Origin of the sequence: Micromonospora sp. NPDC049004, assembly GCF_040649315.1 — a bacterium.
Lineage (GTDB): Bacteria > Actinomycetota > Actinomycetes > Mycobacteriales > Micromonosporaceae > Micromonospora.
In genome coordinates, this window is record NZ_JBEZFG010000007.1 from 307,331 (window position 1) to 319,597 (window position 12,267).

General features: G+C 71.6%; 17 protein-coding genes. 9 read left to right on the forward strand and 8 right to left on the reverse strand.

Annotated elements, in window-relative coordinates:
• Positions 1–77 precede the first annotated feature (77 nt).
• From AB0B97_RS22490 to AB0B97_RS22505, 4 genes are read right to left on the reverse strand one after another with little or no spacing between them, the layout of a single operon-like run.
• Complete coding sequence (locus tag AB0B97_RS22490) at positions 78–221, reverse strand: GPGG-motif small membrane protein (RefSeq protein WP_007464364.1); 144 nt, start codon at positions 219–221, stop codon at positions 78–80.
• Positions 212–988 carry a metallophosphoesterase gene (locus AB0B97_RS22495; RefSeq protein ID WP_234582087.1) on the reverse strand — a complete coding sequence of 259 codons (777 nt, stop codon included), beginning with the start codon at positions 986–988 and terminating at the stop codon, positions 212–214. Before AB0B97_RS22495 ends, AB0B97_RS22490 begins: the two co-directional genes overlap by 10 nt.
• A gap of 10 nt (positions 989–998) precedes the next feature.
• A complete protein-coding gene (locus tag AB0B97_RS22500) occupies positions 999–1,274 on the reverse strand; it encodes a hypothetical protein (protein WP_234582088.1) in 276 nt (91 codons plus the stop codon).
• Positions 1,271–2,032: a nucleotidyltransferase gene (locus AB0B97_RS22505; RefSeq protein ID WP_357496097.1), complete on the reverse strand. Its 762-nt coding sequence runs from the start codon at positions 2,030–2,032 to the stop codon at positions 1,271–1,273. The genes AB0B97_RS22500 and AB0B97_RS22505 overlap by 4 nt, the downstream gene beginning before the upstream one ends.
• A 5-nt stretch (positions 2,033–2,037) precedes the next feature.
• On the opposite strand from AB0B97_RS22505, the gene AB0B97_RS22510 reads away from it, so the two are divergent.
• Positions 2,038–2,826 (forward strand): thymidylate kinase, encoded by a 789-nt coding sequence (locus AB0B97_RS22510; protein WP_357496260.1) that lies wholly within the window; start codon positions 2,038–2,040, stop codon positions 2,824–2,826.
• Here the strand turns inward: AB0B97_RS22510 and AB0B97_RS22515 are convergent.
• A complete protein-coding gene (locus AB0B97_RS22515; protein WP_357496099.1) occupies positions 2,811–3,503 on the reverse strand; it encodes an SDR family NAD(P)-dependent oxidoreductase in 693 nt (230 codons plus the stop codon). The two genes, AB0B97_RS22510 and AB0B97_RS22515, sit on opposite strands and share 16 nt — an antisense overlap.
• Before the next feature lie 93 nt (positions 3,504–3,596).
• Here AB0B97_RS22515 and AB0B97_RS22520 point away from each other — a divergent pair, with 93 nt between their 5' ends.
• The 4 genes from AB0B97_RS22520 (at position 3,597) to AB0B97_RS22535 (ending at position 7,946) form a co-directional block, all read left to right on the forward strand.
• Positions 3,597–4,613, forward strand: a complete 1,017-nt coding sequence (locus AB0B97_RS22520) for an NAD-dependent epimerase/dehydratase family protein (protein WP_357496101.1) — start codon at positions 3,597–3,599, stop codon at positions 4,611–4,613.
• Positions 4,614–4,688: 75 nt separating this feature from the next.
• A complete protein-coding gene (locus tag AB0B97_RS22525) occupies positions 4,689–5,603 on the forward strand; it encodes a MurR/RpiR family transcriptional regulator (RefSeq protein WP_234582093.1) in 915 nt (304 codons plus the stop codon).
• Between the two features lie 29 nt (positions 5,604–5,632).
• On the forward strand, positions 5,633–6,556 hold the full coding sequence (murQ, locus tag AB0B97_RS22530; RefSeq protein WP_234582094.1) for an N-acetylmuramic acid 6-phosphate etherase: 924 nt from the start codon (positions 5,633–5,635) through the stop codon (positions 6,554–6,556).
• 400 nt (positions 6,557–6,956) lie between these two features.
• Complete coding sequence (locus AB0B97_RS22535; RefSeq protein WP_083915936.1) at positions 6,957–7,946, forward strand: sigma-70 family RNA polymerase sigma factor; 990 nt, start codon at positions 6,957–6,959, stop codon at positions 7,944–7,946.
• A gap of 72 nt (positions 7,947–8,018) precedes the next feature.
• On the opposite strand, the gene AB0B97_RS22540 is transcribed toward AB0B97_RS22535, so the two are convergent.
• Positions 8,019–8,951: a C40 family peptidase gene (locus AB0B97_RS22540; RefSeq protein WP_234582166.1), complete on the reverse strand. Its 933-nt coding sequence runs from the start codon at positions 8,949–8,951 to the stop codon at positions 8,019–8,021.
• A gap of 582 nt (positions 8,952–9,533) precedes the next feature.
• Between AB0B97_RS22540 and AB0B97_RS22545 the strand changes: the two genes are divergently transcribed.
• Positions 9,534–10,016, forward strand: coding sequence for a DUF6232 family protein (locus AB0B97_RS22545; RefSeq protein ID WP_234582095.1), 483 nt, complete (start codon positions 9,534–9,536; stop codon positions 10,014–10,016).
• Between the two features lie 54 nt (positions 10,017–10,070).
• Here the strand turns inward: AB0B97_RS22545 and AB0B97_RS22550 are convergent, their stop codons facing one another.
• Both AB0B97_RS22550 and AB0B97_RS22555 read right to left on the reverse strand, forming a co-directional pair.
• Positions 10,071–10,397 (reverse strand): DUF3817 domain-containing protein, encoded by a 327-nt coding sequence (locus tag AB0B97_RS22550; RefSeq protein WP_234582096.1) that lies wholly within the window; start codon positions 10,395–10,397, stop codon positions 10,071–10,073.
• 26 nt (positions 10,398–10,423) lie between these two features.
• Positions 10,424–10,846, reverse strand: a complete 423-nt coding sequence (locus tag AB0B97_RS22555; RefSeq protein WP_357496105.1) for a hypothetical protein — start codon at positions 10,844–10,846, stop codon at positions 10,424–10,426.
• Between the two features lie 130 nt (positions 10,847–10,976).
• Here AB0B97_RS22555 and AB0B97_RS22560 point away from each other — a divergent pair, with 130 nt between their 5' ends.
• From AB0B97_RS22560 to AB0B97_RS22570, 3 genes are read left to right on the forward strand one after another with little or no spacing between them, the layout of a single operon-like run.
• Positions 10,977–11,315 carry a DUF6158 family protein gene (locus AB0B97_RS22560; RefSeq protein WP_234582098.1) on the forward strand — a complete coding sequence of 113 codons (339 nt, stop codon included), beginning with the start codon at positions 10,977–10,979 and terminating at the stop codon, positions 11,313–11,315.
• On the forward strand, positions 11,315–11,641 hold the full coding sequence (locus AB0B97_RS22565; protein ID WP_357496108.1) for a hypothetical protein: 327 nt from the start codon (positions 11,315–11,317) through the stop codon (positions 11,639–11,641). The genes AB0B97_RS22560 and AB0B97_RS22565 overlap by 1 nt, the downstream gene beginning before the upstream one ends.
• A gap of 50 nt (positions 11,642–11,691) precedes the next feature.
• The gene (locus AB0B97_RS22570; protein ID WP_357496110.1) at positions 11,692–12,234 is read left to right on the forward strand and encodes a DUF1360 domain-containing protein; all 543 of its coding nucleotides are present in this window, start codon (positions 11,692–11,694) and stop codon (positions 12,232–12,234) included.
• Positions 12,235–12,267: the final 33 nt, after the last annotated feature.

Consider the following 12,267-nt stretch of genomic DNA (forward strand, 5'->3'; position numbering starts at 1 on the left):
GTCGGGAGGACGAAGCTCCGGTCGCGGCGACCCCGACGGGTCCCGGTGTTCCGATGAGTTGTCAGAGGGTGCGAACGTCAATTGAAGATGCTGACACCACCCGGGCCGACCAACAGCCCGACGACGATGAGGACGATGCCCCACAGGATCTGCCGGCGGAACAGCGCGAGGATGCCGGCGACCACGAGTACGACTGCGAGAATCCAGAGAATCAGCTCCATGACCTCTGACTACCCGACCCTCCGATCGGGGAAACCTGGTCGGTGTCGAGTTGATCCCCGACATGAAAGACGCTGTACGCCTGCTTGATCACCGGGTGCGCCACATTGCGGACGCGGACGCCTCCAGGGGTGGTGCCGCGCTCGGTGCCGGCGTGGGCGTGCCCGTGCACGGCCAGCGCCGTGGGCGCCGAGTCGATCGCCTGCCCGAGCTGGTACGACCCCAGGAACGGGTAGATCTCCAGCGGCTCACCGACCAACGTGTCCGGGACTGGCGAATAGTGGGTCAGCGCGACGAGCATGTCGCAGTCCAGGGAGCGCAGGGCCGCACCGAGGCGCTCCGCGCTCTCGTTGGTGGTCCGGACGAACGACTTCATCTCCGGCTCGCCGAAGTCGCTCGCGCACCGGCCGGCGAACCCTCCGCCGAAGCCCTTCACGCCGGCGATGCCGAGCCGGCCGCCCGCGCAGTCCAGCACCACGCCGTCGCCCTCCAGCACGGTGATGCCCGCGTCCTCAAGCACCTTCACGACCTGCGGCACCTGGTCACACTGGTGGTCGTGGTTGCCCAGCACGGTCACCACCGGCACGGCCAACCCGCCGAACTCCTGCGCCACGCAGCGCGCCTCGGCCTCGGTGCCGTGCCGGGTCAGGTCGCCGGCCAGCAGCAGCACGTCGGCGCACTCCGGCAGCTCCTCCAGTGCCGGGCGGAACCGGCCGACCACGTCCTCGTCCAGATGCACGTCGCCCACGGCGGCGATCCGGATCACCATGAAACCTCCCTCAGGGCAGTTGCTCGATCTCCGTGGGCGCCTGGGCGCGGATCACACCGATGTCGCTGGAGATCGGCACGTCCGGGAAGCGCTCCGCCACCCGGCGCAGGATCTCCTCCCGCCGGTGCGCACTCTCCACCTCGCCGTACAGCACGAGGGTGTCCTCCCGGCGGATGACGGTGATCCCCTGTTCGGCGACAGCCGGATCCTCGGTGAGCAGCCGTTGGATCTCCGCTTCGACGTACTCGTCGGGTGGCGCCGCGCCACCGGCCTGATCGCTCGTCACGGTGTCTCCTCTCCTGCCGTGGTGCCGGGCTCCGGCACCACCTCCAGCCGGTCCAGCAGCACCAGGAACGCCTCGGCGTACGGCGAGTGCTGCGTCTCCTTGCGTACCCGTTCCCAGTCGATCTGCTCCCGCAGCGACCGGGCCAGTGGCAGGCCGCGGGCGAAGTCGCAGTAGTGCTGGGAGAAGCTCAGCAGCTTGTGCACCATGAGCTGGGTGGCGGAGAGGACCGGCATGTGGATGGCGTCCACCGGCCGCACGACGGTGTCGGCGAACGTCTCCTCGGTCACCGGCGTCTCGATCGGCCGGTGGATCAGATCCACCATCCGCCCGTCGTCGAAGACCTTGACCAGCCAGTCCTCCGGCGGCCGCTCGGCGCGGAAGCCCGCTGCCACGAGCGCCTCCAGGGACCGCTCGACGTCGGCCTCGCGGATCAGGAAGTCGACGTCGTGGTCGCTCGAGTGGCCGCCGTGGGCGTAGACGGCGAAGCTGCCGCCCAGGGCGAACGGGATCTCGGACTGCTTGAGCACGGCGGCGACCTTCTTGAGGGTGTGCACCAGACTCTCGTCCCCGCGCTCAGCCATCTGGATCTCCCGTCGGTCGTGTTGGTGGACAGGCGGTTGGATTCGAACTCCCGTACCCGGCATTCCGGTCGCCCACACCTGCTGTCGTCGCGCTCGGGTGCCAACGGGGACAAACGGCCACAAACAGCGCGGCGCGCAAGCATCGGTCGGATATTCTGTCGAGGGTGGCCAGATCATCGGGGATGCGACGCGGCCGAGCCCGATTGCGCACCGTCGCCCTGATCGGCATCGACGGCTCGGGCAAGACCACGCAGGCACACCGGCTCGCCGACGCGCTGACCGCCGCCGGCCGCCCCGCGACGTACCGCCGCAACGCCAGCGGGCGTCGCTGGCTCGGCCGCGTCGCGCACCGGCTCGGCCTCCCGGACGCCCAGCGGCTCGTCGGGCGCGACGGCGTGCTCGCGGTGGAGTCCGTGCTGCGCTGGCTCGCCATCGCCGTGGCCCTGCTCAGTTGCCTGCTCACCGGCCGCACGGCGGTGATGGACCGCTACTCGGCCTGCCAGTACGCCAGCATCCGCGCGCACGGCGGGCACCGCTGGGAGCGTCTGGCCCGGGCCGGCTACCGGCTGTTTCCGATGCCCCAGGTGACCTTCCTGCTCGCCGTCGACCCGGCCGTGGCGTACCAGCGCATCGAGGAGCGCGGCACCGACCACGAGTCGATGGGTTGGCTCACGGCGGCGGACACCGCCTATCGGACCCTGCCCGAGTTCCCGAGCTTCGTCCTCGTCGACGCGGGCCGCTCGACCGAGGAGGTGACCGAGCAGATCCAGGCGCACCTGGCGACCTGGCTGCGCTCGGACGTCCGCCCGGATCCCACAGGTGCAGCGGCGGAGGGACCGCCGCCCCCCGACGAGCCGCACCCGGCGTCCCCGCCCGCGTCGGCGCAGCCGGCGCCCCCGCCCGCCGCGCCGCCGCAGGAGCGCACCGGGCGCGGCGAGGTCGCGTCCCTGCTCGTTCAGGCGCGTCCGTAGACCGGAACGCTGGCCCCGGTGGTCGGCGCGGAGTCCGTCGAGGCGAGGAAGCGGATCACCGGCGCGATCTCGGCAGGCGTGACCCAGCGGGAGTGGTCGGCGTCGGGCTGCGCGGCCCGGTTCGCCGGGGTGTCGATGACGCTGGGCAGCACGGTGTTGCAGCGCACGTTGCGGGAGCGGTATTCGACCGCCACCGCGTTGGCGAACGCCAACACCGCAGCCTTGGCCGTGACGTAGCCGGCCGCTCCGGCGAACGGGGTGAGGGCCGCACGGGCCGAGACGCACACCACCGCGCCGCCACCGGCCGCGACCAGGTGCGGCAGCGCGGCCTGGGTGACCAGGTAGGTGGGTCGCAGGTTGACGGTGAGCATCCGCTCGAACTCCTCGACAGGTGTCTCGTGCACCAGGCCACCGCTCGCGTACCCGCCGACGAGGTTGACCACCGCCCGCAGCGGCGCCGCGGGGTCGCCGACGGCGGCCTCGACGACGCGGGCCGCGCCGGCCGGATCGGTCAGGTCCGCGACGAGCGGGACCACCCCGTCCGCCGCCGGCTCCGAGCCGGGCCGGGCGGCCCGCTGCGGTACGACCACCCGCCAGCCCGCCTCGACGAACGAGGCGACGACCGCCCCGCCGAGCCCACCCGTGCCTCCGGTCACCACCACGCTGCGCTCCGCCATGCGCCACACGCTAACGCGTCCACCGAGCGGGGTGCTGTCTGCCGAGAGCAGAGGGATTCGTCTTTCTGGTCGGCCTCGGCGCAGGATCGGCGGATGCGGATCCTGATTCTCGGTGGCACCCGGTTTCTCGGCCGGGCGGTGGCCCGGCTCGCCGTGGCGCAGGGCCACGACGTGACCTGCGCGGCTCGGGGCGTGTCAGGTGTCGTGCCGACCGGTGCGCGGTTCGTGCCGGTCGACCGCGACGACCCCGAGGCGCTGGTGCCGCTCGCCGGCGCCGGGTTCGACGCGGTGGTGGACGTGACCCGCCAGGTCAGCCATGCCCGGCACGCGCTCGCCGCGCTTGCCGACCACGTCGGCCACTGGTCGTTCGTGTCCACGATCTCGGTGTACGCGGACAACACCACCCCGGGTCAGACCGCTGCGGACGCGCCGCTGCTGTCGCCCGCCCCGCCGGACGTGGACGCTCCGGTCGGCCCGGACCACCGCTGGTACGGCGAGTGCAAGGTCAGCATCGAGCGGCTGGTCCGCGAACTGAGGGGCGCGCGGCCGTCGTTCATCTGCCGGGCGGGGCTGATCGTCGGCGCGGAGGACCCGAGCGACCGCTTCCCGTACTGGGTGCGCCGGTTGGCGCGCGGCGGGGAGGTTCTCGCGCCCGGACGGCCGACCGACCGGGTGCAGTTCGTGGACGTCGCCGACCTGGCCGGCTGGCTGCTGCACGCCGCCGACTCCCGCCTCGCCGGCACGTACGACGGCATCGGCCCGGCGATGTCCCGCGCCGATCTGCTGACCGGTGTGGCGGCCGGTCTGGGTGCCACCGACGCGCGCCTCACCTGGATCGATCAGGACTTCCTGTCGGCCCACGACGTACGCGAATGGTCGGGGGAGCGGGCGTTGCCGCTCTGGGTGCGGCTGCCGGAGTCGGCTGGCCTGATGGACCGGGACGCCCGGCCGGCACTGGACGCGGGTCTGACGGTCCGTCAGTTGTCCGACACCGTTCGGGCGACAGTGTCCTGGATGACAGCGCGGCCCGACGCCGTACGGCAAGGTGGACTCGACCCGGCGGATGAGGCGGCGATTCTCCAGGAGTGGCAGGCTGGGCGGAACGCGTGATCCCGGTCGTCGACACTTTTCCCACTACATGTGGTCATGGTTGACGCTCACGCCTCGTGAAAGTAAGTTTCATCCGTGGCGAAGAGTCCGAAGATTTCTGCGAGTCACGAGCCTGGTGGGCTGATCGTCCACATCAGCGGGCTGTTGCCATCGCTGTCGCCCGCCGAGCAGCGGGTCGCCCGGCTGGTCGTGTCCGATCCGGCCGCTGCCGCCCGGCGGACCATCACCGACCTCGCCACCGCAGCGGAGACGTCGGAGGCGACAGTCATCCGGTTCTGCCGATCGGTAGGCATGGACGGCTATCCACAGCTGCGGATCCGGCTGGCAGCCGAGGCCGCCCGCCGCATCGAGCCGCCGGACGCCCGGGTCGTCGGCGGCGACATCCCGCCCGGCGCGGACCTCGCCCAGATCATCGCCACCATCGCGTTCAATGACGCCCGAGCCGTCGAGGAGACCGCCGAGCAGCTCGACCCGGCCGTCTGCGAGCAGGTGGTCGAGGCGATCGCGGGCGCGGGCCGGATCGACATCTACGGCGCCGGCGCCAGCGGCTTCGTCGCCTCCGACTTTCAGCAGAAGCTGCACCGCATCGGGCGGATCGCCTTCTACTTCCCGGACGTGCACACCGCGTTGACGTCGGCCGCCCTGCTCGGCCGCGGTGACGTCGCGGTCGGCATCTCGCACACCGGCAGCACCTCCGACGTCATCGAGGTGCTGGAGCAGGCCCGGACGCGGGGCGCGGTCACCGTGGCGCTGACCAACTTCCCGCGCTCGCCGATCACCGAGGTCGCGGACTTCGTGCTGACGACCGCGGCCCGCGAGACCACCTACCGCTCCGGAGCGACGGCCAGCCGGCTCGCCCAGCTCACCGTCGTCGACTGCCTCTTCGTCGGGGTGGCCGCCCGCAACCGGTCCCGGGCCCGCAAGGCCCTGGAGGCGACCGCCGAGGCGGTTCAGTCGCACCGGGTGGGTGCCAGTCGGAGGCGGGCATGACGCCCGGTTCGGTGGAGCCGGACGAAGACATGTCAGCACCGCCAGCCCGCCCGACGGTCCGGGTGGGCGCACCCACCGAACGGCGCAACCCCCTCAGCGCGGACCTCGACCTGATGTCGACCCGGGACGTGCTCACCGTGATCAACGAGGCCGACCGGCGGGTGCCGGCGGCTGTCGCCGCGGTGCTCGACGAGATCGCCACCACAGTCGACCTGGCGGTGGCGGCGTTGCGCGGCGGGCACCGGGTGCACTACTTCGGGGCCGGCACCTCCGGCCGGCTGGGCGTGCTCGACGCGGCCGAGCTGGCTCCCACCTTCAACTCGCCCCGGCACTGGTTCTGCGCCCATCTGGCCGGCGGCCCGGACGCCATGTGGCGGGCCGTGGAGGACGCCGAGGACGACGACCGGAACGGGGCGGACGAGGCTGCCGGTTGTGTGCGCGCCGGTGACCTGGTGGTCGGTCTGGCGGCCAGCGGACGCACCCCGTACGTCCTCGGGGCGCTCGCCGCGTCCCGCGCCGCGGGCGCCTCGACGGTGCTGCTGTGCGCCAATCCGGAGGCGGAGGCCGCCCGGTCGGTCGACGTGTTCATCGGGGTGGACACCGGACCCGAGGTGGTCACCGGGTCGACCCGGATGAAGGCGGGCACCGCGCAGAAACTGGTGCTGAACACGTTCTCGACCGCCGTCATGGTGCGCCTGGGTCGGGTCTACTCGAACCTCATGATCGATATGGTGGCCACCAACGCGAAGCTCCGGGGACGAATGATCTCGATCCTGGTCGAGGCGACCGGCTGCTCGGAGGAGGTCTCCCGGCGGGCCCTCAACGAGGCCGACGGCGACCTGAAGACGGCGCTGGTCTCACTGGTCTCCGGAGCCGAGGTGGCGGCCGCCCGAGCCGCCCTGGCGCGCTCCGCCGACCAGGTTCGCGGGGCTCTCGCCCTGCTCGCCTCCTAGCCCGTACCGCCCGGGAAGCGAACGGGGCTCCGGATTGTTCATCGGGGCGGGGGGTAATAACACCCCCGTGGATGAACCGACGGCTCCATCGCTGCGTATCTGGCAGTGACCAGGATCGCAGCACGGAGGTGACCCGGGTCGCTGTGCCGGCACAGCGGGCGGTGTTGCCATGGTGCGGGCGATCAGCGATTCGTCGACCCACCAACCCGTTCGAGGTGCCCAGCGGCGAGCCACCCGACGGGTGCTGACAGCAAACATGGACCGTGCTCTCAGCAACTACTCAGGCATTCGTGACACTTTCGACTCACGACATGGAATCCCCGACACGTCTCATCTGTTGTGTAGGTGTCAGCGACGGTGGGCACAGCAGAAGTTACCAGGGGCTGACCGGACGTGGGGAATGGCAAGGAACCGGGCAACCGGCGCGAGCGAGGGGACCGTGGGCAACGTGGACAAGAACATCGGCATGCGCACCGACGAGGTTGCCGAGGAGCGCGACCTGGTCGGCGTCTACCTGCACGAGATCTCCCGGACGCCACTGCTGGACGCCGCCAAGGAGGTCGATCTCTCCAAGGCGATCGAGGCCGGCCTCTACGCGGAGCACCTGCTCGGCGAGGACGCCGTCCCCGACGGTGTCGACCGGGCCGACCTGGAGCGGCTGGTCGTCGAGGGTGAGCGCGCGAAGGACCTCTTCATCCGCGCCAACCTGCGACTGGTCGTGTCGATCGCGCGTCGTTACGTGCGCTCGGGCATGCCCATGCTGGACCTGATCCAGGAGGGCAACACCGGCCTCGTCCGGGCGGTCGAGAAGTTCGACTACGAGCGTGGCTACAAGTTCTCCACCTACGCCACCTGGTGGATCCGCCAGGCCATCAGCCGGGCGATCGCCCAGCAGGAGCGCACCGTCCGTCTGCCGGTGCACCTGGTGGAGGACGTCAACCGGATGCGCAACGTGACCCGGCAGCTCACCCGTGAGCTGGGCAGCGACCCGGAGCCGGAGCAGATCGCGGCGTCGCTCGGCGTCACCGTCGAGCGGGTCAACGAGTTGCGCCGCTGGTCGCAGGACACCGTCTCGCTGGACACCCCGGTGGGCGACGACGGCGACACGAACCTCGGCGACCTGGTCGCCGACAGCGACGCGCCGTCGCCGGAGGACATCGTCCTCAGCGGGCTGGAGCGGCAGCGCATCGAGGGGTTGCTCAACCACCTCGACGACCGGTCCGCGGGCATCATGCGGGCCCGCTACGGGCTGGAGGACGGCCGCGAGCACTCGCTGACCGAGGTCGCGTCCCGCTTCTCGCTGTCCCGCGAGCGGATCCGGCAGCTGGAGATCCAGGCCCTCGGCCGGCTCCGCGAGCTGGCCCGGGCAGAGGGGCTGCAGGCAGCCTGACCTGGTAGTAATGACGGCGAACGGCCGGCGTCCGATAGGGGGACGCCGGCCGTTCGCCGTCACTGGGTCGGGCTAGCGGACCCGGCCGTAGCCGTGGATGGACATCATGTTCATGCCGCGTTTGAGCACGTTGCGACCGGCGCTCGGCGCGTCGATGACCTGACCGTCGCCCACGTACAGAGCGACGTGCCCGAGCCCGCTGTAGAAGATCAGGTCTCCCGGCCGCAGGTCACCCCGACCGATGTGGGCGACCGCTCCCCACTGCAGCCGTGCGCTGTGCGGCAGCGACCTGCCGGCCGCCCGCCAGGCCGCGAGGGTCAGTCCGGAACAGTCGTAGCCGTTCGGCCCGTCGCCGGCCCAGACGTATGGCTTGCCGATCGCCCCGAAGGCGTAGCGCACCGCCGCGCCGGCGTCCCCGGCCACTGCCGGCACGTTCCTGGCCTCGGCCTCCGCCGCCTTGGGCGCGGGTCGCTCGGTGGCGGCCCCGTACGCCTGCCGGCGCAGCTCGTACAGGTCGGCCAGGTCACTCTCGATGCGCTTCTTGCCCGCCGCCAGCTCGCGGGCCTGGGCGGCCTGCCGGGCCAGCGTGGCGTCCAGGCGTGTCTTCTCGTCGAGCAGCCGCCGCTGGTTCGCGGTGAAGCCGGAGATGCGCTCCTGGCGCTGGCGGGTCAGCTGATCGAGGGTGCCGAGCCGGTCGAGCAGAGCGACGGAGCCGCCGGGACGCAGCAGCGCGTCCGCCGTACTCAGGCCACCGCTCTTGTACGCGGTGTTGGCGAGTGCCGCGACGTCGGCGCGGCTCTGCTCGGCCTGCTGTTCCAGAGGGCCGATGCGGGCCTGTAATCGGGCCACCGCGGTCTTGTTGACTTTGATGTCCTCGGTGAGCTTGTTGTAGGACTCCACGATCCGTTCCAACTCGGCCGAGGAGGTCTCGATCCGGTGGGTCAGGTCGGCGGGGGACGGCTCGGCGTGGGCCACCGCCGTCGGGGCGATCAGTGCGGCCGACATGCCGGCCAGCACCGCGGTACGCAGCAGGGTTCTCAGGGATGACAAGAGCGAAGGGCCCCTCTCCCACGGTCGCCGACGGGGCTGCTGACGCCCTCGGCGACACCGGCCGGGGCCACCCGGGTGGACGGCACTGGGCCGGACCGGCTCGCCCAACCTAACCCGGGACGGTTGTGCCGCGCAGTTGAAGCAGGGGCGAATGTTGGCGAAGTGGCGGGAAGTGCCGCTGCTGTCGGTGACACCAGCGGGGCTGCTGACGCGGAACGGGGGATCGTCGTGAGTCCCTTTTCGCATTCACTGACCGATATCTGACTTTCGTCGTTCCGGGCGTATGCCGTCGGATGACCTCCGCCAATATCCGATAAAAGCTGAAATGGATGCTGTTTCGCGACGATGTCCCCCGGTCGGGTGAGCAGGTCGGAATCGTAAATGCCCAGGTGGAGTGGCGGTGCCCCAACACAATGGAGCCGCAGCCGGGAATCCCGTCCCCGGGCAGCGATGCCCGGCCACGGACCGAACCCGGCAGACCGCCCCACGGGAGGAACCGTGAATCGTGAAGGCGCAAAGACGCGACCGCAACGAACGGTGCCCGGAGCCAGGTCCACGCTGCTGTACGCGCGGCCCGGCATCATCGTCACCGTCGACCGGTTCACCGTCGGCCGCACCAGCTATCGCATCGTCGACCTGACCCACCTACGCACCACCCGGGGCCCGCACGACCGCATCGCCGTCCGGGCCGTCGTGATCACCGCATCCATGATCGGCGTGGTCGGCCTGCTCCTCGGCTTCAGCGGCGGCCTGCAACGGTTGACCGCCGAGGCGTACCTCATCCTCGGGGCGGTGCTCCTGCTGCCGGCGGCACTCGCCCTGGTCGGGGACCGCTGGCGCCCGCCGCCGTACGAGCTGTGGGGATGGCATCGGGGCGCCGAGGTGCTGCTGTTCACCGCCGACGACGAGAGGCAGTTCGGCCAGGTCACCCGGGCGCTGCTGCGTGCCCGGGAGGTCAACCGGTACGGCGGCTGGGTCGACCCGCTGGCCTCAACCGACCCCTGGCGGCCGAACCGCTGACCAGACCCGCCGGTGGTGTGGTGGCCCCGGCCCTGCTCGGCTCCCGCCGGCCGGTCAGCTGGCGACCGGCTCCGGCGTACGGGTCGCGGGCCGGTCCAGCCAGGCGGTGACGCGACGCTCGGCGTAGAACGAGACGAACGGCACGGTGCCGGCGAGCATCACCAGGAGCATCCGCTTCAGCGGCCAGTCGGCCCGGCGGCTCAGGTCGAACGCGGCCACCAGGTAGATCATGTAGAGGAAGCCGTGCGCCGGCCCGACCGTCTCCACCACCACCGGGTTGTCGAACGCGTACTTCAGTGGCATGCCGACAACTACCAGCAGGATCAGCACCACGCCCACGATCCAGGCGATCACGCGGTACCGGGTAAGGGCTGCGCCCACCTTCGTCCGTCCTTCCGAGCCCCGGCTCAGCCGGGATAGTCACCGGGCCGGGCGCCCGGATTGGCGTTCAACCATGACAGATAGTCGTTGTAGGCGGCCAGGTCGGCGTCGTCGCCGCGCGTCGCGTCGACCGGCACCCGGGCCACCCGCACCGGTCGGCGTACCGCCGGACGGGAGCCGACGGTCGCGGCCGGCGGCGGCTCGACGGCGGGGTCCGCCGGTGGCTCGGCGGCCCCGTGCGCGCTGCGGCGGGCCAGCCGCACCTCGCGCCACCAGACGTACACCACGAAGCCGGCGAAGATCGGCCACTCGACGGCGTACCCCCAGCTGAGGTTGTTGCCGGCCGTGGCCCGGCTGATCTGCCACCAGCCCAGCCCGAGGAAGCCCACGACCAGCACGACCATGGCCACGTGACGTGCGATCCACGCCGGGGTCCAGAGCCTCCTCATGGCGTCGAGGGTACCGGGAACGGCTGCGGTCTCCGACACCGTGTCGTAGGTGCCACGTGGGTCCGATGGTTTGGCGTCACCCGGTGTGGGCATCCGTCTAGACGCCAGCCCAAACGAGACCAGGGGGGCGATGATGACCGGATCGGTACGCGAGGACGGCTTTGGGTCCAGCGGCAGCACGGAGATGAGCCCGGAGCAGCGGGTGCCCGAGTGGGGCGGCGACCACCTCGCCGACTCCGGTGGTGCCGATCTCGACGGCGACGCGCTCGGCGTCGACCCGACGGAGCTGACCGACGACGATCTGATCCGCGAGATGCACAGCCTGCACCGCACCCGACTGGACACCCTCCGGCACGCGGCGGACTCCGCGCTCGCCAACCACCTGCGGCGCACTGCCGAACTGGAGACCGAGTACCTCGCCCGTCACCCGGGCCGGGAGGTCGACCCGAGCCGCCTGCGGGACGCCTGATGCCGGCGCGAGCCGTGCGCGGCGTGTCCGCGCCACCCGAGGTGGTCTTCAACACGGCCACCGACCCGGCTCGGGCGTCGGCCTGGTTGCCGGCGCCACTGCGCTCCGACGGGAGCCCACCCGCCGAGATCAGCGGCGAGGAGTTGCGGGCCCGCTGGGGCGACGCCGACTGGGCCGCCGAGATCCGGGTGGCTCCGGCCGACTCCGGTGGCGCCCGGGTCCAGCTCGACCTGACCGACGGCTCGGACACCGACCCGGACCAGTTGGCCGACGAGGCGCTGACCAACCTCGCCCGCGAGGTCGCCGACAACCTCCAGGCCGGCTGACACCGGCACCGACGGCCGCTTTCGCACCACGACGACATGTGAGGAGAACGGTGAGCGACACTGGCCTGCGACAGAAGGCGGCGCGGCTGCGCCGGGCGTACGCGCCGCACGAGCACCGGCCGCTCGGCGGCTACCTGGTGGCGATGGGCACCTACGCCGGGGTGACCGGGGCGCTGGCCGGTCTGGTCAAGGTGACCGGCCGCCCGGTGCCCGAACGTCCCGCAGCCGCCGACGTCGTGTTGCTCTCCATCGCCACGCACAAGCTCAGCCGGCTGCTGTCCAAGGACGCGGTCACCAGCCCGTTGCGGGCACCGTTCACCCGCTATGACCGGCCGATCGGCAGCGGTGAGGTGATGGAGCAGGTCCGCGACTCGGGCAGCTCCACCCGGCACGCCATCGGCGAGCTGCTCAGCTGCCCGTTCTGCCTGGCGGTCTGGGTCGCCACGGGGCTGACCGGGGGCCTGGTGCTCGCCCCCCGCCTCACGCGTCTGGTGGCCACCGCGCTGACGGCGGTGGCCGTGTCCGACTTCCTCCAGATGGCGTACGCCACGGCGCAGCAGGCCGCCGAGGGTGGGCACGACGACGAGGACTGAAGCGACCTGACGAGCGCAGCACAGCGGGGGCCG